General features: G+C 64.1%; 17 protein-coding genes and 1 pseudogene. 7 read left to right on the top strand and 11 right to left on the bottom strand.

The features are described from left to right. From AB1451_01290 to AB1451_01270, 5 genes are all read right to left on the bottom strand, one after another. Entirely contained in the window at positions 1 to 792 is a 792-nt protein-coding gene (locus tag AB1451_01290) for a hypothetical protein (protein MEW6681548.1), read from the bottom strand. Continuing rightward, complete coding sequence (locus AB1451_01285) at positions 770 to 1546, bottom strand: proteasome subunit alpha (protein MEW6681547.1); 777 nt, start codon at positions 1544 to 1546, stop codon at positions 770 to 772. The genes AB1451_01290 and AB1451_01285 overlap by 23 nt, the downstream gene beginning before the upstream one ends. A gap of 154 nt (positions 1547 to 1700) precedes the next feature. Then, a complete protein-coding gene (locus AB1451_01280; protein ID MEW6681546.1) occupies positions 1701 to 1883 on the bottom strand; it encodes a ubiquitin-like protein UBact in 183 nt (60 codons plus the stop codon). Continuing rightward, complete coding sequence (locus tag AB1451_01275) at positions 1880 to 3451, bottom strand: proteasome accessory factor PafA2 family protein (protein MEW6681545.1); 1572 nt, start codon at positions 3449 to 3451, stop codon at positions 1880 to 1882. Before AB1451_01275 ends, AB1451_01280 begins: the two co-directional genes overlap by 4 nt. Positions 3452 to 3616: 165 nt before the next feature. Beyond that, complete coding sequence (locus AB1451_01270) at positions 3617 to 5314, bottom strand: AAA family ATPase (GenBank protein MEW6681544.1); 1698 nt, start codon at positions 5312 to 5314, stop codon at positions 3617 to 3619. A 140-nt stretch (positions 5315 to 5454) separates the two neighbouring features. Here AB1451_01270 and malQ point away from each other — a divergent pair, with 140 nt between their 5' ends. Next, positions 5455 to 7059 (top strand): 4-alpha-glucanotransferase, encoded by a 1605-nt coding sequence (gene malQ, locus AB1451_01265; protein ID MEW6681543.1) that lies wholly within the window; start codon positions 5455 to 5457, stop codon positions 7057 to 7059. Positions 7060 to 7107: 48 nt separating this feature from the next. Here malQ and AB1451_01260 read toward each other — a convergent pair whose 3' ends face one another. Continuing rightward, positions 7108 to 7743: an L-threonylcarbamoyladenylate synthase gene (locus AB1451_01260; protein MEW6681542.1), complete on the bottom strand. Its 636-nt coding sequence runs from the start codon at positions 7741 to 7743 to the stop codon at positions 7108 to 7110. Positions 7744 to 7749: 6 nt separating this feature from the next. Then, on the bottom strand, positions 7750 to 7908 hold the full coding sequence (locus tag AB1451_01255) for a hypothetical protein (GenBank protein MEW6681541.1): 159 nt from the start codon (positions 7906 to 7908) through the stop codon (positions 7750 to 7752). A gap of 91 nt (positions 7909 to 7999) precedes the next feature. Here AB1451_01255 and AB1451_01250 point away from each other — a divergent pair, with 91 nt between their 5' ends. Next, positions 8000 to 8287 carry a BolA family protein gene (locus AB1451_01250; GenBank protein ID MEW6681540.1) on the top strand — a complete coding sequence of 96 codons (288 nt, stop codon included), beginning with the start codon at positions 8000 to 8002 and terminating at the stop codon, positions 8285 to 8287. A 608-nt stretch (positions 8288 to 8895) separates the two neighbouring features. Here AB1451_01250 and AB1451_01245 read toward each other — a convergent pair. Together AB1451_01245 and AB1451_01240 are read right to left on the bottom strand one after the other, a co-directional pair. Continuing rightward, positions 8896 to 9507: pseudogene (locus AB1451_01245) on the bottom strand (four helix bundle suffix domain-containing protein). Beyond that, positions 9508 to 10542 carry a lysophospholipid acyltransferase family protein gene (locus tag AB1451_01240; GenBank protein ID MEW6681539.1) on the bottom strand — a complete coding sequence of 345 codons (1035 nt, stop codon included), beginning with the start codon at positions 10540 to 10542 and terminating at the stop codon, positions 9508 to 9510. 277 nt (positions 10543 to 10819) lie between these two features. Here AB1451_01240 and AB1451_01235 point away from each other — a divergent pair, with 277 nt between their 5' ends. Next, entirely contained in the window at positions 10820 to 11305 is a 486-nt protein-coding gene (locus AB1451_01235; protein MEW6681538.1) for a urate hydroxylase PuuD, read from the top strand. 60 nt (positions 11306 to 11365) lie between these two features. Here AB1451_01235 and arsC read toward each other — a convergent pair whose 3' ends face one another. Beyond that, positions 11366 to 11716 (bottom strand): arsenate reductase (glutaredoxin), encoded by a 351-nt coding sequence (arsC, locus tag AB1451_01230; GenBank protein MEW6681537.1) that lies wholly within the window; start codon positions 11714 to 11716, stop codon positions 11366 to 11368. Positions 11717 to 12062: 346 nt separating this feature from the next. After that, positions 12063 to 12737, bottom strand: a complete 675-nt coding sequence (locus tag AB1451_01225) for a DUF3386 family protein (GenBank protein MEW6681536.1) — start codon at positions 12735 to 12737, stop codon at positions 12063 to 12065. A gap of 157 nt (positions 12738 to 12894) precedes the next feature. Here AB1451_01225 and AB1451_01220 point away from each other — a divergent pair, with 157 nt between their 5' ends. The 4 genes from AB1451_01220 to AB1451_01205 all read left to right on the top strand — a co-directional run bounded on the left by AB1451_01220 (position 12895) and on the right by AB1451_01205 (position 18965). Further along, positions 12895 to 15261, top strand: a complete 2367-nt coding sequence (locus AB1451_01220) for a heavy metal translocating P-type ATPase (GenBank protein MEW6681535.1) — start codon at positions 12895 to 12897, stop codon at positions 15259 to 15261. Positions 15262 to 15567: 306 nt separating this feature from the next. After that, positions 15568 to 16431 carry a thioredoxin gene (gene trxA, locus AB1451_01215; GenBank protein MEW6681534.1) on the top strand — a complete coding sequence of 288 codons (864 nt, stop codon included), beginning with the start codon at positions 15568 to 15570 and terminating at the stop codon, positions 16429 to 16431. Between the two features lie 138 nt (positions 16432 to 16569). Next, a complete protein-coding gene (locus AB1451_01210) occupies positions 16570 to 17637 on the top strand; it encodes a cytochrome c peroxidase (GenBank protein MEW6681533.1) in 1068 nt (355 codons plus the stop codon). 140 nt (positions 17638 to 17777) lie between these two features. After that, the gene (locus AB1451_01205; protein MEW6681532.1) at positions 17778 to 18965 is read left to right on the top strand and encodes a PQQ-dependent sugar dehydrogenase; all 1188 of its coding nucleotides are present in this window, start codon (positions 17778 to 17780) and stop codon (positions 18963 to 18965) included. Positions 18966 to 19215 lie beyond the last annotated feature (250 nt).

The raw sequence follows: 19215 nt of genomic DNA, 5'->3' as shown, positions 1-19215 counted from the left end.
TCAGCGTACGGCGGCGCCGAGCCATGGCACCAGGAACTCGGAGACCTCGTTGGCCGTAAGAGAGCGGTACTTCGACGTCCCGGCGGCTCCCCTGTCCAGCACCGCCACCTCGATTCGACGATCGACGCCGCACGCCTGGAGGTGTTGGGTCAACCGTGCATCATCCGGCGCAGGCGCCTCCGGAGCCGCGTGAACGAGCTCCCCGACCGCCCAGGCGCGGAGTGCCGCGGGGAGCGCCGCCGCAAGCGGGGCCTCCTGCCACGGTCCGGCCCCGTCGAGATGCGCGAGCATCGCGCGGCGGGAAGGGTCCGAAGCCGCGAGCACGGCGCGACCAACCGTCTCTTCGAAGGTTCCGTCGTAGTCCAACGTCATCAGCACGTCCTGGCCCCATCGGGCCCCCACTTGGGCGAGCAGCACTCTTGCGATCAACGGGGCGCGAAACAGTTCCTCGTACGCGCGTTTGGCGAGCGGCGCAAGCCCGTACTTGATCAGACGCATCGCGGTCACGTCGGCGGGTGAGCGGTTGAACCCCTCCACGTGCGCCATATCGAGCGCGGCGGCGCGCAACGCCTCCAGATCCGCGGGATGCCCCACGCCGCCCAAGGCGATGCGATCGTACACCTCATACAACTTGGGGATGCCTCGTTGAAAGGTGGCGAGTACGACCCCGTCGCGATAGGAGAGCGCGACCACCGGACTCCCCTGCGCGAGCTGGGCGTCGACGTAGGCTCGTCGGTTGCCGACGGCCTCGGTCCACCGATACGGCTCTTCAAACACCCCGCCCCCCCACATGGGCCTCGTACAGGCGGCCCAATCGTTCCGAGGCCACGACGGTGGTCCCCTCCGCGGTGATCAGTTTGACCACCGGGTACAACCCGTCGGCGATGTCGACGCCCCCGGTCGCCGAATCAAACTCGGCGGCGCTGTTGAGCAAGCGCAGCGCGAGCACGATGGCGTCGTCCTCCGCCATCGCGGCAAGGCGTTGGGGGCCCCAACGATGGACGTAGTGCAGGATGCCGCGGATCGTGGGCGAGCCGGAACCGGACGCGGCGTATTCCACGCCTTCGAACTCCGCGCCGAGGATGTCGTAAAAAAAGATCTTCGCCGTCCGGCTCTGCACGTCGTAGCCCGCGAAGATGGGAGCCACGGCACCGATGCCCTGGACCGCCATCGGAATGTTGTCCCGGAGCAGTTTGGAGAGCGCGCGCAGTTTGCCCTCCAGGCTCAGATCCTGGAGCTGGCTGCGGCGGTAATACTTGAACGAATGATCCAGCACCCGAGCCATCTCGAACGCGGTGGCCGGCACCCCCGCGATGGCGAGCACGCTGTACCGATCCAGATCCAAGACCTTGTCGGTCCGGTCGTGCATCACGACATTACCCGCCGTAGCCCGCCGATCCCCGGCCACCAACACCCCGTCCCGATACTTCATCGCAAGCACGGTGGTGCCGTGCGCGATTGTCTCCCGATCCACGTGCTCGGCCCCCACTTGAGGCATCCACGTATACCCGCTCGCCTTCAACAGCTCGACAAAATCCCCCGTCATTTCTTTTTTCGCCTCCTCTTGCGAAGCAAGCGGCCGCCAAGAAGTGGTCAGATGCAAGGCGCCGCGAGAACCGGACCGCAGCGTACTGTATGCGTACGTGAGGACCGGAAGCGCAGCGGCAACGCCGCAGATGACCGCTTATCGGCGGCCGGGACTACTGGCCCGTGCGTTGGCGATACCGCTCCGCCTGCTTCGGATCCACCTGCCGCATCCGCTTGAGCAGGTTCTCCCGCTCCGGCGACCCGACATCCGGTCGCCGGGGGCCAGGATCCTCTTTTCGCGGAGCGGGCGCCGGATCGATCGGGCGTTCGCGGCGTTCCAAATCGATAGTCATCATGCGTGACCTCGTGGTGTGATTCCTTCTCGCCAGGCTCTGATCCCGGCTGACAGACTCGGGGCATCCCGGAGGATCCGCGCGAGGCGGGCAACCCCCTCCGGCTCGACCAGTGACCCCAAATCCAGCGCGGTGCCGTCTTTGGCCCCGATCATGGCCCATTGCATCGAATCGACCTCCTCCCCGAACCGGGTCATACACAATTCCCTGATGCTCGCGCGAGTATCGGCCGGAGCGTGCCGAACCGCGTGCTCCACGGCCTCGGGGGTCGAGACCCGACCCGCGGCTCCGTCGGCCTCCAAGCCCCGAAACAAACCCCGCGCGGGGTCGAGATGATGATACGCCAGGTCGAGACTCTCCAACCACGGATCATCCCACGCGATCCTGGCGTCCTCGGTGAACGTCTCCAACAGCCACCGCTTGGTGATCCAGTCCACGCGCCCGCGGAGCGAAGCCTGATCACCGGCCAGCGCCGCCAGCGTCGCCGACCATTCGCGCAACACCCAGTCCATCTCGGGATCCGCCCCCTCCAAACCGGCGCGCGCCGCATCGAGGTAGATCGACTGGAGATCCAGCGCGGTCAACCGTCGGCCGTCCCGGAGCCGAACGCTCGCCTTCAGGTCCGGGTCCTGCGATATCGTCTTCAGGGCCAGCGCGGGTTGCTCGACCGCGACGTCGGGTGCACCGCCGCGCGTGATCAGTTCGAGCACAGCCCGGGTGGTGCCGACCTTGAGCGCGGTGGCGAACTCTGACAGGTTGGCGTCCCCCAGGATCAAGTGGAGCCGGCGGAAGCGGGCGGGATCGGCGTGCGGTTCGTCGCGGGTGTTGACCACGGGGCGGTTGTGCATGGTGTTGACGCTGAGATCGGTCTCGATGAAGTCGGCGCGTTGAGAAATCTGGTACCGGCCGCGAACGGGGCCGGTCGGTACTTCGATCCCCATCTTGCCGGACCCGGCCACGATCTGGCGGGAGATGAGAAACGGGATCAGGCCCTTTGCGAGGCGCTCGAACGATACGCTTCGCGGCAGCAAATAGTTGTCGTGGCATCCGTAGCTGTGGCCGTGAAAGTCCGTATTGTTCTTGAACACGGAGACGTCACCGGGCTGGCCGGCGGCGGCGAGGCGCCGGTTTCTGCGGCAGGCTGCTTCCCACACGATCAACTCGCCGGCCCGATCGTGAGCCACCAGGTCCGCGAGTGATCGGCACTCCGGCGTGGAGTATTCCGGGTGGGTGTGGTCGTTGTAGAACCTGGCTCCGTTCGTCAGGACCAAATCGCTCTTCACGTCGGTAAAGGACAAGGCGCGAGCGGCGTCGCGCGCGGCAAACTCGTCCTCCTCCTCGTCTTGCTCCAGTCGCTCGACGCGGAACCCCCGCGCGTCGCGGTGGGGATCCTCTTCCCGATAACTCCACCGCCGTTGGAACGGCCCGTCCAGGTACGCGCGCACCAACGCCATCGACTCGCTCACGTGGTCGATGGAGGACGCGTGATCGCGAGTGATCCCGTACTCGGTTTCCAACCCGATCAGACCGACTGTCGGGTAGGGAATCTTCTGTGAGTTGAGAGCGCTCACGCGAGGCTATTCGTCTCCACTGCGGCCTGGTCCTAATCGAGCCTGTTCAGGAAGGCGTCAGATGCAAGGCGCCGCGAGCACCGGAGCGGAGCGTACTCAGTGTGTACGTGAGCACCGGACGCGCAGCGGCAACGCAGCAGATGACCCTTCATGGACAGGCTCGCCCTAGATGACGACGTGGACCGGGCGCTCGCCTGACTCCCGCCCGCCTCGGAAGGACGCCACGCCCACCACCTGCTGAGGATGGTGGTCCAGCACCTTGAGCCATTCTTCCGCCGCGTCGTCGGGCGGGAGAATTTCTCCTTGAGAAAACTCCGCGTCGATCGCATCGCGGAGGTCTTCGATGCCGATTCCTTGCTCGCCGCCTTGCTGCAGTGCGCGTTCGATCGCGCGCTCCTTGGCGCGTTGCGCCACCGCCGCCAGGATCGCCCCGCTGATCACGTCGCCCCGGTACATCGTCTCCCGGAGGCCGCTGCGCAGGCGCACCGCCAACACGCGGTTGCCGTCGTCCCGCGCGAACAGCCGGTCGATCGCGGCCGTGACGAGCGCCGCGCGTGCCGCCGCCTCGTCCCCGCCGTGGTCTCCGAGGAGCGAGGGGTCGAGCGGCACGTCGCCGAGATGGATCCGGATGATCTCGGTCGCGTCCTCGCGGCTGGGCCGCCCCACTTTGATTTTCCGGTCAATGCGTCCCGGCCGCAGGATCGCGGGATCGATGAGGTCGGGACGGTTCGACGCCAGGATGATCACGACGTCTCGCAGCGACGTCACGCCGTCCATCTCCGCGCAAAACATCGGGACCAGGGTGTTCGCGATGTTGAGCGCGCGCATGGAGCGGCGAGTCCCCAGGATCGACTCGGCTTCATCGATGAAGATCACGGGCAAAAACCCTGCGGTGCGCCGACTTCGCGCCTGGGCAAACAGGTCGCGCACGAGCCGTTCCGATTCGCCCAGCCACATGTTCAGGATCTCGGGGCCTTTGACGTGCAGAAACGCGCCGCGGACCGGCGGTCCGTCACCGGCCAGGGACGCCGCAAGGCTGGCCGCGGTGGCTTTCCCGATCAGCGTCTTGCCGCAGCCCGGCGGTCCGTACAGCAGGAGGCCCTTCGGCGGTTTGAACCGGAAACGTGCAAACGTTTTCGCGTGGAGGAGCGGCGCTTCGATCGACTTGCGGATCGCGGCGATCGCGTCCTTCTGGCCTCCGATATCCTCCCACGTGACGTCGGGAACCTCGTCCAAGAGTCGGTCACGACTTCCCTTGGACTCCAGTCGCTCGATGGCCACGCGGTGGCTCGAATCCACCCGCACCTCGTCACCCGGCTGGATCTCGGTCCCGACCAGGTCCGCACTTCGGATAATGAACGCCGCCTGCCCGCCCGGTTCCTGCCCGATGCGGATCCTCCCGTCCGGCAAACTGTCGACGACCCTCAACACCGGGCCGCCGGTTTCGTAGCCGAGCACCTTGATCACGGCGAACGCTTCGTTCACGAGAACCTGCACCCCGACCTTGAGCTCACCGGGGTCAAGCCGCGGGTCCACGCCGGCCCAGTACTCGGCCCCACCCACCACGAGCCGAACCACGTCACGTCCCGGCACCGCCACGACGACTCCCACGCGGTTGGCGGGCGCGGTCAGCTTGTCGACCACGCCCCTGAGCTTCTGGAGATCCGCGTCGCTCTCTCGGCGCGTGCGTTCCTCCTGCAAAACCAGGTGCCGAATGCGATAGAGCCATTTCTGTTTGGGATCGCCCTCGGACAACGACGCGAGACACCGATCGATCAGGCCCAACAGGGAGTCCTCGGACGTCGCAGGCGAGGGTGGACGCTGGGGATCAGGCTCTGTCGGGACGGGTCGGCGGTCGCTCATGTGCGATCACTCGGTTCGTACAGCGTCGGCTGACCGCTGCTCGAAGGCATCATACCAACGCGGCAGGCGTCAATTCAATCGGCACTTGCGGCACCCATGGGTCTCCTGTTACAACACGCCGTGCCTTCGGAGCCACGCCGGTGACCCGCATCCACGCTCCCTTTCCTTTCTTGCCGCGCAAGATGGCGGGCGTCATGGTGCCGCTGTCCGCGTTGCGCTCCGCCCGCAATTGGGGCATCGGTGATTGCGGCGACCTTCCCGCGTTGATGCGGTGGATGACCTCGTGTGGGTTCGAGGTCTTGCAGCTCCTGCCGCTCAATGAGATGGGACCCGGTGAAACCTGTCCCTACCAGGCGCTCAGCGGGATGGCGTCGGATCCGATCTACCTTGCGCTCGACGCGTGGGAGGATGTCGCGGAGTCGTCGACCGTCCAACGACTGATCGCTGAAGAAGCGATGGCGCGCGATCTCGCCGCGTGGCGGCGCGACGAACGCGTCCAGTTCCGCCACGTTCGCGCGTTCAAGGATCGAGTGCTGCGCCTGGCGTTCGCCGAATTTCTTCAGTGCCACTGGATCACCGACAGCCGTCGGGCGCGGGCTTTCCGGGAATTCCGCGACGCAAACGCCGCCTGGCTGGTCCCCTTCGCCCGGTTCCGGGTGTTGAAGAAGGTGCACCAATACCGGAACTGGGCCGAGTGGCCCGAGCCGTTCCGGCGCGCCGATGCCCGGGCATTGTCGCGCTTGGACGTCGAACAGGCCGAGGAGTTGCTCTACGTTCACTACCAGCAATGGGCGGTGTGGGAGCAGTGGCGGAACGTCCGACACGAGGCCCAGCGGATGGGGATTCGGCTCGCGGGTGACCTCCCGTTTCTGGTGAGTTGGGACAGTGCCGACATCTGGAGCCGCCGTGACGAGTTCGATCTGACACACACGGTCGGCGCACCCAAAGATCCGATCAATCCCGAGCAGGACTGGGGCCTCCCCTTGTTCCGGTGGACCGTGGTCGAAACAGCGGGTTTTCCCTGGTGGCGCCAGCGCCTCACGCTCGCCCGCGAGTGGTTCGACCTGCTGCGGATCGACCACGTGGTGGGGCTGTTTCGCGTATGGGTGATGGCGAAGGGCGAGGTCTCCCACTTCGATCCGCCGGACGAGCCCGAACAGATCCGGCGAGGCGAGGTGTTCCTCACCATGATCGGCGAACGGCTCGGCGAGTGTATCCCGATCGCGGAAGACCTCGGCACGATCCCGCCCTTCGTGCCGGCCACCCTGGAGAAGCTGGGAATCGCCGGACACAAGGTGTTCCGGTGGGAACGCGACGACAGCGTTTATCGGTTGCCGGAGAAGTATCCGTACGTGTCGATGGCGACCACGGGCACGCACGACACGCCGACTCTGGCGGCCTGGTGGAAGACCGCTCCGAAGGCGGAACGAGAAGCCTTCGCCGAGCTCTTCGATGCCGAAGACGTGCGTCGGTCCGGCGCATTGGAGCCCGGCACGTTCTCCGACGCATGGCACCGGTTGATTCTGGACCGTCTGTTCGGCTCAGGATCCGGGCTCGTCATCCTCCCCTTTCAGGACGTGTTCGGTCGCGAGGAGCAAATCAACATCCCCGCCACCGTCGGCCCGCACAATTGGACCTACCGAATCCCCTGCACGATCGACGAGCTGTCCCAGCCCCCGTACAAGGCGAAAGGGAAGATGGTGAGGAGTTTATTGGAAAAACACGGGCGGGTGAACCAACCCTAAATCAAATCCCCCCTTCCCCCCTTTGTTAAAGGGGGGGGAGACAGACTCCTACGCCAGGGACCGAAATGGTTCCAGGTCGCCCGCGCCCTCGCGCAAAACCTCCACCCGATCATCCACCAACGAAATCACGCTCGACGGCAATACCGGCAGCGGGCCGCACTCCAAGATCAGGTCCACGTCGTGCGCAAACCGCTCCTCGAGGTCGTCAGGGTCCGAGACCGTTTCTTCGCTGGAACGATTGGCGCTGGTGGACAGGAGCGGCTCGCCAAGTTCCGCGACCAGTGCCAGAGGCACGGGGTGAGCTGGTATCCGGATCCCCACGGTTCGTTGTTTGGACTGGAGAATTTTTGGGGTATCGCGGCTGGCAGGCAGCACAAACGTGTATGGTCCCGGCAAGTAACGCCGAAGGATCTTGTACGCGAAGTCCGACACGTTCGCGTACTGGCTGATATGCGTCAGGTCGGCGCACACGAACGACATGGGCTTCTTGGGGTCGCGCCCCTTAATACGGACCACACGGTCGACCGCCGCCCGCTGGGTGATGTCGCAACCCAGTCCGTAGACCGTGTCGGTCGGATATACGATGATCCCACCCTGTTTGAGCGCCTCGACGGCGCGGGCGATGTGGCGGCCTTGCGGAGTCTTCGGGTGGACCGTGAGCCGCGGCGCGCGATGCGGTTTCATGCTGGGCTATTTGGAGTGTTTGGCCACGAAGGCCTTGATGTCCTCCAGGTGCTCCAAAATCAGCTTGGCTTTCTTGAGGCCGAACTGAAACGGAAACCGATCGTCCGGTCCCTGGGTCAACACGAGCATGGGATTACCCTTGTATTCGGATTCACCTGCCGGCATCATCGCCTCCTTCTCGGTCTTGCAGCGCGCCCCACGTTCGCGGTACGCTGCGGCCAACGATCTCCCTGATCATCACCCATCTAGCACAGACATGACGACGCGATCACACACGACGAAAACGACGATCGAGCAAAAACTCCTGAAAGACCTGGATGCGGTGCACGTGGCGGTTGAAGACGAATCCTGGAAGCACGCCGGACACACGGGAGCGCGGATGGGCGGCGGACACTTCGCGGTCGACGTGGTCTCGTCCAAGTTTGAGGGGCTCAACGCCCTGGATCGCCGACGCCTCGTGTTTCAGATCCTGCGGGAAGAAATGCAGAGCGCGATTCATGCCCTGAGCGTACGCGCGTACTCGCCCAGCGAATGGCCGACCTGAACACCCCAGGCTGCTGAAAACGTCCAGCTGCTGCGTTCTCGCTCGTCGGAACTCCTCACGTACGAACCAGTACGCTGCGGGTTCCTCCTTGCTGCGGCCTGGCAGCTGGAACGTTTTGAGCAGCCTGCAAGTGCTATCGAGCTCCTCGACAGTCTGAGATGCTAAGGCGTCGGCGGCTCCGTAACCGGAACCGTAGTCGGTGCGGGAGCCGGTGCTGCGGGCTTGGGAGGCGGCGCGGGCTTCTCGGCTTTGATCCCCTCTTCCCAGTGCGGCCCTGAGTACTGCTCCGCGGGAATCGGCTGCGCCTTCCAGTTGACTTCGAAATTGCCCGCCGCTTTGTTGATCGTCGGACCGCTCCCGGAAATCGCGTTCCACGGCTCAACCACGGCCCCGATCACGACATCCGCCCCCTGTTTGCGGGCGTACAATGCGATGGGATTACTCTTGTTCGGTCCCTGGAAGAAATGGACCGTTCCGACAAAGCGACGCGCCACCTGAATCACGACGGGCTCCTTCTGCGTGCGGCAAGGCCACGACTGACGCTCGGAATGGTGCCATAAGACCGCCGGGCAATGCAAGGAGGAACGGGCCGAACGTGACGGGCCGTTCCTTCTAGCAGAGCGAGTCCGGTAGAGGCGCTCCGTGAATCCGCCTTCGGCTTCGAAGGTCCGGGCTTGCGCCGCGATCTGGCGATCCAAGAGCGCCGTGGCCACGGCAATGAGCGTCAACGCCGCATTGGCTGCGATTTCAGAATAGGTGGACGTGATGGACGACATGGACAGGGGATCGTGTCCACTCAGTCCACGCTGTCCACGTCGTCCACCTTTCTCGTGAATCTCCTTGGCCCACTGCGCCACAGCGTCGGCCGTGTCCGGCCGCCGGTCAATCAAAGCCTTCCGGCGCGGGTCCTTCCGTTCCCAGATCGCCAGTCTGCGCTGACGCAGAAAATCCTCGTAGTCCAACCGCAGTTCCTCGAGGCTGGCCCGCGCCACGTTGGTCAGTTTGAGTTCCATCTTTTTCGAAGTGCCGCTGGCTTGGCTCCCTTCGGCGATATTTTGCACCCCTGACCGCGCCGCCTGCACCATCTGATCACGCGTCCGACTACGGGGGTCGATATAGCGGCCACAAAACCGCACCGTCACGTCGTAAGTGAGTTGCGCCACTTGAAAGCTCTTAAGCTTGCGATATCCGCCGTGCTTAGGGATGAGTGACCGACTCATTTACCGCGGCCGCGTCTTCCAGCGCTTGTGAATCCAGATCCAATGGTCGGGCCGCTCGCGGACGCGACGCTCGATCACCGCGGTATACCGTTGCGTGTTTTCCAAGAAATCCGCGTCAGCGGTTCCCTCCGTCTCGCCGCCGCTACGGCTCTCGAAGGCCAGCGGGGGCTCGAACACGATGTGATGGTGCGTGGGGTCGCCGGGATCCCGCGAGATGAACACCGGCACCACCGGACTCCCGAACCGTTTAGCCAAGACCGCGACGACCCCGAGCGTGCAGGCCGGGCGTCCGAAGAACTCAACAAAGACGCCTTGCCCAGGGCCCATGTTCTGATCCAACACATACCCCATGGCTTCGTTTCGCCGCAACCGGGCAATCACTTCTTTGAGCGACTGGTCCTTGAAAATCGCGCGAATCTTGAGCCGCCGACGCTGCTCAGCCCAGAATCGGTCGAGGACGCCGTTACGGAGTTTTCTGGTCACCAGATTGACCTGATACCCCCGCGCGGCGAAGAAGGTCGCGAGCAACTCGAAATTGCCGTAATGCGCGGTGAGAATCAGCAGGCCTTTGCCTTGCGCGAAGGCGTCTCGGACGATGTGCTCGCCCTCCACGGTGACGATCCGATCCAACTCGCCACGCGCCACCATCCGCGGGAGCCGAAAGAACTCCACCGCACCTTGACCGAACTGCCGGTACATTTCACGGATGGCCGCACGTCGCCGCGAGGTAGACAACTCCGGCATGGCCCACGCCAGTTGTTCGAGGGCGACCTTCGTGCGCGGGTACACCACAAAATACGCCGCATCCCCCAGCCGGCGCCCCATCCACAGTGCGGCGCGCAGCGGCACCGCCGCGACCACGGCTTGGACGGCTCGCAGGATGGCCCACGCCGCACGCGTCGCCAGCCCCTCGGGACGCACGTCAGCTTCGTCGTGTTTGACGGAAGGGCCGGCGGTCGGCGCCTGGTCACTGGTGCCTGAGGTCACGATGCGTTGCGTACGCCGTCGAAAAAAGGTCTGTAGCGCGAAGAGCATATCATATCCCGTTGCCGCACAGCATCGGACGCATCGCAGCGAACGACGCGGCCGATGGACGGCGCCGTTGACACCCGCCATCCGGCTGACTATGATACCGGCGATTGATCCACGATGGACGCGAGTAGAATCTTCGCGTCATACACGATATTCACAGGAGGGATGCCATGTCGAATCCGTTAGATTCGCTGCCGGCGACGATCGGCCTCGGGTTTGTCTTGACGTTGGTGTTGTATTTCGTCGTCAAAGCGTTGGTCTAAGAGAGGGGGGCGCCGACATGCAAGGGATCTCGATCATGTTCCGTTGGGGCCACTTTCTGGCCGGTATCACCTGGATCGGGTTGTTGTACTACTTCAATGCGATTCAGGGTCCGTATCTGAAGGCCGTGTCCGCGGAAGCCAAAGCCGAAGCGTTCAAACACCTCGTGCCCAACGCACTGCTGTGGTTTCGCTGGGCTGCCCTCGCCACGTGGATTTTCGGCGCGGGGTTGCTCGGTCCTCGCTTCGGAAGTGCGTTCATGTTGCAGGAGTCGAACGCGATTATTGGTATGGGCGCCTGGCTGGGCACAATCATGTTGATCAATGTCTGGGCCATCATCTGGCGAAATCAGAAAATCGTCCTGGGGATGGTTCCGGCCAAGCCCGAAGAAAAAACCGCGGCGGCGAGGAAAGCCTTCCTCGCGTCGCGTGTGAACGTGATGCTCTCGATTCCGATGCTATTCTTCATGGCCTCGTCGACACACGGACCAGGCCTGTTTCAGTAAAACCAAGAGACCGATCTCAGACATGGCGCAGGGGCGTCCAGATTGGACGCCCCTGGTGTTTCAGAGGATGGCGGAGACGTTCTCCGGCGGGCGACCCAACGCGGCCTTGCCTTTGGACAGAACGATCGGCCGCTCGATCAGGATCGGGTGGTCGACCATCGCTTTGATCAAGTCCTTACGCGTCAGGTCCTGACGGTCCAACTTCAAGGTCCTGTATTCGTCCTCCTTCTTTCGCATCAGATCGCGAGGCTCCATCTTGAGCAGCGAGAGGATGCGGTCGATCTCTGTGGAAGATGGCGGGGTCTTGAGGTATTCCACAATCGTCGGCTCGATGCCTTTGGCGCGGATCAATTCCAGCGTCTTACGAGAGGTGCTGCACCGGGGGTTGTGGTAGATGGTGACGGCGTTCATCGACGTTTTCGTGCGGCCGCCTTCTTCGCCCCAGACGGCGACTTCCTCTTGGCGGTTCCCCTGGCGCCGCCTTTGGCGCGTCCACCACGAGCTGATTTCATCGGACTTTTCGGGTGCGGCGTGCGCGGTGGACGCGACGGCGGTTCAACCGCGCCCAACCATGAGCGGCCTCCGTCGTCGGTAAAGGTCGCGTGGCAGCGTTTACACCGCCATTGCCGAGATTCGAGTTCGAATGACACCGTGGTCCAATCACACTTCGGACAACGCATGCTTGCTTGCCTCCTTTCATCGCAGGAAGTCCTTACCCCCCTTTGAAAAAGGGGGGCAAGGGGGGATTGGGTTATTCTTACAGCAGTTGATGTTCCCGAAATTCCATGACCCGCACGCGGACCTCGCCGTTCTCCGTGCTGATCACGCGGCGCGTGCCCGGCAAATACACGCCGTTCACCACGGCGTGATCGTCGGAGATGCTGTCCACCTGTTTGATCGAGCTGTCCTGCGGATTGAAGTAATACACGGTGTAGCGCGTGGTGAGGTGCCGGCCGTCCGTCGTGGTCATGGCGTCTTCCACGTTGATGGTGAACCGCACCGGCCCCATGCTGCGATTGATCTGGCGAATGTGTTTGCCGAGGATTCGGTAGCGGGAGTTCATCCCGTCGCCGTGGATCAGGAGCAGCCGGCCCAGCGGGTGCCCGTCATCCTCGCCGACGCCGAGCGTGTGTCGCCCGTCCGACTGCTCGAACGTCCGATGCCCGCGGTGCACGGCCATCATCCCGATCTGTCCCTCGGCCCATTTCTGCGCGTCGGCATCCGACAACGAGACCTTGACCGTTTCCGGCAGCTCCACCAGGACGTCACCCTCGGTCTGTTTCCCCGCCTCACGAACCAAGAGGCGCGCGCGAAATCCTTTGAAGTCGGGCTTCCATCGGTAGGTGGATTCAAACGCTCCCCGCAGCAGCTCGCGCGCCTTGGGGTCATCGGCTATGGTGACGGGTTCGGAGGTGTGTTGGTAGGCCTTCATGGCGTCCCCTCGGTGTGAGTGATCAGGGGGAGCCTAGCGAGTTGCGCGAAAAATTACAAGACCGGGTCCGCGTGCCAGGCAAACCCCATCGGCTTGATTAGGGAGGGTCGATGCGATAGGCTGCGACCGAATCCATTTTTGATTGAATTGAAATGAAATGACCGCATCTCCGACAACCGCCATCGACCCGGTCTGTGGCATGACTGTGGACACGGCCAACCCGCGCGGCGGGACGCACGTCCACGCGGGCACGACGTACTATTTCTGCAACCCCGGCTGCCGCGAGCGGTTCAAGGCTGACCCGGCTCGGTATCTCGCGCCGCAGGAGCAACCGCAGCTGGTAACCATCGGCCCGCCGCCCGCGCGTCATCACCCTGCACCTGCCCCACCGCCGGTCGCGCCCCCCGGCGCGAAGGTCGAATACATCTGCCCGATGGACCCGGAGGTTATCAGCGACCGGCCCGGGCCGTGTCCCAAGTGCGGGATGGCGCTCGAGCCGCGGATCGCGCAGGTCGAGGAAGGCCCAAATCCCGAACTCGTGGACATGACGCGCCGGTTCTCGGTCGGTGTGGTCGTTGGCTTCCCGGTGTTCGTCTTGGCCATGGCCGACCTGGTGATGGGTCCTGCCGTGCGCGACCTGTTCCCGATGACCGCGTCGAACTGGATTCAACTGGTCCTGGCCACACCCGTGGTGCTCTGGGCGGGGTGGCCGTTTTTCGAGCGAGGCTGGAGATCGATCATCACCCTCAACCTCAATATGTTCACGCTGATCGCGGTGGGCGTGGGCGCCGCCTATGCGTACAGTGTGGCCGCCACCATCGCGCCTGGATTCTTCCCCCAGGGATTTCGAATACACGACGCGGTCGAGCCTTACTTCGACACCGCGGTGGTGATCACGGCCCTGGTGCTGCTCGGGCAGGTGCTGGAGCTTCGCGCGCGCGGCCGCACCGGCGCGGCGATCCGGGCGCTGCTGGGCCTCGCGCCCAAGACCGCGCGCCTCGTACGCGACGGGCGCGAACAAGGCATCCCGATCGAACACGTGCAGCGCGACGACCTTCTGCGCGTCCGTCCCGGCGAAAAGATTCCGGTGGACGGCGTCGTGATCGAGGGATACACGTCCGTCGACGAGTCCATGATCTCGGGCGAGCCCATCCCGGTGGAGAAACACGCAGACGACCGCGTGATCGGCGGCACCATCAACGGGACCGGAACCCTGATCATGCGGGCGGAACGAGTCGGCACGGAGACACTGCTCGCCCAGATTGTCCGCATGGTCAGCGAGGCACAGCGCAGCCGCGCGCCGATTCAACGCCTCGCCGACACGGTCGCCGCGTACTTCGTCCCCGCGGTGGTGGTGGTCGCCGTCTTGGCCTTCCTCGCGTGGGCGGTGTGGGGCCCTGAGCCGCGGCTCGCGCTGGCCCTTGTCAATGCCGTGGCCGTGTTGATCATCGCGTGTCCCTGTGCCTTAGGGCTCGCCACGCCCATGGCCGTGATGGTGGGGGTCGGTCGCGGAGCGGAGGCCGGGATCCTGATCAAAAACGCCGAAGCCTTGGAAACGCTCGAACGCGTGGACACGCTCCTCGTGGACAAGACCGGGACGTTGACCGAAGGAAAAGCCAAACTGACGGACGTTGACGCGGGGCCGGGCTTCGGCGCCGACGACATCCTGCGAATCGCGGCCAGCTTGGAACAGGCGAGCGAACACCCGCTGGCCGCGGCGATCGTGGCGGGCGCGGCAGCGAAAGGACTTCGGCTCTCCAAAGTGGACGGATTCGCGTCCGCGACCGGCCGCGGGGTGATGGGAACGGTGGACGGGAAACGCGTCGTGCTCGGAACCCAGGCGTACATGGACTCGCAAGGCATCGCGTTGAGTGAACTCTTGCCGCGGGCCGAGGCTCGGCGCCGTGACGGGGACACCGTGGTCTGGCTCGGCGTGGACGGCAAGCCCGCGGGCCTGTTCGCGGTCGCCGACCCGATCAAATCCACCACGCCCGAAGCCATCCAGCAGTTGCGGCGCGAAGGGTTGCGTCTCGTGATGGTCACGGGTGATTCGCGGGTCACGGCGCAGGCGGTTGCCGCTCGCTTGGGCCTCGACGACGTCCGGTGGGAGGTCCTTCCGGAGCACAAGTTGGACATCGTCAAAGCGCTTCAGGCCGAGGGCCGGATCGTGGCCATGGCCGGAGACGGCGTCAACGACGCCCCGGCCCTGGCGCAGGCGCACGTGGGGATCGCGATGGGCGCTGGAACCGACGTGGCGATGCAGAGTGCCGGCGTCACGCTGGTCAAAGGCGATCTGCGGGCCATCGCGCGAGCGCGCCATCTGAGCCGCGCCACCATGCGTACGATCCGACAGAACCTGTTCTTTGCGTTCGTGTACAACACGGTGGGCGTCCCCGTGGCGGCGGGATTGCTCTACCCCTTTGTCGGCGTGCTGATCAGCCCGATTTGGGCGAGTGCGGCGATGAGTTTTAGTTCGGTGTCGGTGATTGCCAACTCCTTACGCCTGCGCCGTTCCCCTTTGTAGAGGCTGGCGATGAACGGTCATCCGCGGCGTTGTCGCTCTCAAGGTATCACGGCCGCCTCACCGTCTCGGCGGCGCTCGTGGCTTGGCGCCACTTCTTCGTGGCGCCACTCGCCTCACGTACGACCCAGTACGCTGCGGTGCGGGCGCTCGCTCCGCCTTGCGACCCACCTTCAGCAATCGAAATGCCGGAAGTCCCCGAGGGGGCGTCTGACGCGTTCCTCACCAGCCTCCGCTTTCGCGGGAACTGCGTTACTTCGGATTTCCTCCTTGCCGCTCATCACTAAGTTGATTTAGACTGCTGCCCTTATGACGGACACTGATTGGATCTTTGACGCGGATGAGGCGACGTTCGAGGAGCGCGTGATTGCGCGTTCGCGCCAGGTGCCGGTGTTGGTGGACTTCTGGGCCGAGTGGTGCGGACCGTGCCGGTATCTGGGGCCGATCCTCGAGGAGGTCGTCGAGGACTTCGAGGGCAAGGCGCTGCTCGCCAAGGTCGACACGGATCGCAATCTGAACCTGGCCCAGCGCTACCGCATCCAGACCATCCCCAACGTGAAAGCGTTCTGGAAGGGAAAGGTCGTCAATGAATTCGTGGGCGCGCTGCCGGAATCGGCCATCCGGCAATTCATCCAACGGTTGGTCCCCACCAAGGCGGATGGTCTGGCCGACGCAGGAGCGGCGCTGGAGGTCGAGAAGCAATGGGAGGAGGCGCTCAACGCCTACCGTGAAGCCCTGGCCGTGGATCCGCACCACGCGGCCGCAGCCGTCGGCGAACTGCGCGTGCTGGTGCACTTGGCGCGGTGGGCCGACGCGACGGCTGCCTACGACCGCATGCCGGGTCCGCTCCAGCTTCGCGACGACGTGGTAGCGCTTAAAGCACGGATCGATCTGGCGAGCGTCGGAGGCGCCGGTCCATCCCTCGCGGAATTGGAAGTCGCGGTCAACCGCGATCCCGCGGACCTGGAATCGCGATTTCAACTCGCGGCTCGGTACGCCGCCGCCCAACGCTACCGCGACGCGCTCGACGCGTATCTGGCCATCCTCAAGAAGGACCGCCACTACAAGGACGATGCGCCGCGCAAGATGATGCTCCAGATCTTTGAAGTGGTCGGCGCGCGAAGTCCGCTCGCCGAGGAGTACCGCGAAAAGCTCGCTCGCCTCATTTACTAAGAGCCCGTCCATGAATGGCCATCTGCGGCGTTGTCGCTGCGCATCCGCTCCTCACGTACGCACCCAGTACGCTGCGGTGCGGTGCTCGCTCCGCCTTGCATCTGGCGCATTCCTGACCGGGCTTATGACGATCACTCGATGATCACTCGGCTTGTCGCCATAGTTTTCGTGCTTCACACTACAATGCTCGCGGCATCGCCACTCGAAGCGGCCCGGCCCAAGAAATCCGACGCCTACCCGCCGCAGACCCTGTACGACACGCTGCCCAATCCGCCGTTTCATCTCTATCCCCTGCTCGCGCCGCCGACACCGGCGCTCAACCTCCAGACCCCGGCGAAAATCGAGCTGGGCAAGACCCTATTTTTCGACCCGCGGTTGTCCAAGGACAATACGATCGCGTGTGCGTCCTGCCACGTGCCCGCATTGGGATTCTCCAACGGCCAACGGGTTGCGAAAGGCATCCGAGGGCAGTTCGGAACGCGCAACGTCCCATCGCTCTATAACGTCGCCTATCGCACGCACTTATTTTGGGACGGACGAGCCTCGTCACTGGAACAGCAGGTCTTGGAACCGATCCAAAATCCGATCGAGATGGGCGAGGACCTCCGGCAGCTCGTCGCCGAACTCAACGCCGTGCCCGGCTACGTCGCCGCTTTTCGGGCGGTGTTCGGAACCGGCGTCGGCGTGGACGGCATCGCACAAGCGATCGCAGCCTTTGAACGCACGATCATCTCGAACCATTCGCCGTGGGACCGGTTCATGGCAGGCGACGAGTCGGCTCTGTCGGATTCGGCCAAACGCGGGGTGCGCATCTTCAACGAGCGGGCCAAGTGCGTGACGTGCCACCACGGACCCAATTTCACGGACAACCAGTTTCACGCCTTGGGGCTCCCGAAGCGCGACAACATGCCCGAGGACTCAGGCCGGTTCGCCGTGACTCTGAACGACGAGGATATGGAGACGTTCCGGACTCCGTCGCTTCGGCAGGTTGCCGATAGCCCGCCCTACATGCACAACGGCATGTTCGCGACGTTGGAAGAGGTGCTGGATTTCTACGTCAAAGCCGAAGGCCGCCCGGCCCATCGCCATCCCCTCATCACCCCGCTCGATCTGTTGAGCGAGCAAGACAAGGCCGATCTCCTCGCGTTCATCCGTTCGCTCAGCAGCGACCCGGTGGTCGTCATCCCCCCGTCGCTCCCACGGTAACCACCCCCCCCGTAACCTCGGCCTCCCTGCAAAGCCCGTTTTTCCGCCATCCGCGGGGGATGGGGACTAGACCTCGGCGAAAAACTCTGCCATCATCGGGCCTCAAACATCGTCCATCCGCCAGAGGAAAGGATTACGCCATGCTCCGCTCGCTTCGTCACCGTCTGTCCCTGAGCCTCGCCGCCTCGGGCCTAGGTCTGCTCGCCACCGGTCAAGCCGGCGCCGCGCCCGCCCCGTGCGCCACTCCCGATCCTTTTCCGCCCATGCCCACGATCCGGCTGGTCACGGCCCTTTCCGGCTTCAAGAACCCGGTCGGTCTCTATTCCACGGGTGACGGATCAGGGCGGCTCTTCGTCGTCGAGCAGCGCGGAACGATCCAGGTCCGGAAACCCGGACAGAGCGGGTCCAAGCCCTTTCTCGACATCAGCGACCGGGTGGCGTCTGGCGGCGAACTTGGACTGCTGGGGTTGGCGTTTCATCCCAACTTCGCCGAAAACGGCCGCTTTTTCGTGAATTACACGACGCGCACAGGGGGATTGCACACCGCGATTTCGGAATTTCGTGTGAGTGACCACCTGGATCAGGCCGACGGGAGGATCGAGCGAATCCTGTTGACTGTTCCGCAACCCTATTCGAACCACAACGGCGGGGACATCGCGTTCGGCTCCGACGGCATGCTGTACATCGCCCTTGGCGACGGAGGATCGGGCAATGACCCGGACGGCAATGGGCAAGACCTGTCAACGATGCTGGGAAAGATCCTACGCATCGATGTGGACCGCTCACAAGGGAAAAAATCCTACGGGGTTCCACCCGATAATCCGTTCGTAAAGCGCAAGGGGGCCGCGGGGGAGATCTGGGCGTTTGGACTTCGCAACCCATGGCGCTTCGCGTTCGATCCCGTTACTGGGCGCCTCTTCGCCGGCGACGTGGGCCAAAGGGACCGCGAAGAGATCGACCTCATCACCAAAGGCGGCAACTACGGGTGGAACGTGATGGAGGGAACGATCTGCACCCCGGGCGTGAACCCCAAGTGCAAACCGGCTGGGTTCGAACCTCCGATCATCGATTACCCCCGCTCGGAAGGCACGACCGTGATCGGCGGCCGCGTCTACCGCGGGAGCGCCATCCCCTCGCTATGCGGTGTGTACGTCTACGGAGACTTCGGCAACGGACGAATTTGGGGGCTCCGGTACGACGGGGGCGCGGTGATCGAACAGCAAAAACTACTGGAAAGCGACCGAAGCATTTCCGCGTTCGGTGAGGACGAGCAGCGCGAACTGTACGTGGTGGACTACGCGGGAGAGATCCTCAAAATCGTCCCGTAGCAGGCTGCTGAAAAAGTCCCTCTGCTGCGCTGCTTCGCCATCTGCAGGGAGACGGACGATTCCATGCTGCGCCTGCGGCGCAGTGCAGATTCTCGGTCGTCGGAAACCGCACCGTGACCCATCAGGGACACGGAATGGAATGCGCGTCGAAGACGCGACCGCTCGGTTCGCCGTCCTCGGCAAATCCTCACGTACGACCCAGTACGCTCCGGTTTCCTCCTCCCTTGCGGCCTTGCAGCGGGAGCTTTTT

The organism is Nitrospirota bacterium (genome assembly GCA_040757335.1).
Classification (GTDB): domain Bacteria; phylum Nitrospirota; class Nitrospiria; order 2-01-FULL-66-17; family 2-01-FULL-66-17; genus JBFLXB01.
This window is presented reverse-complemented; position numbering and strand designations above follow the sequence as displayed.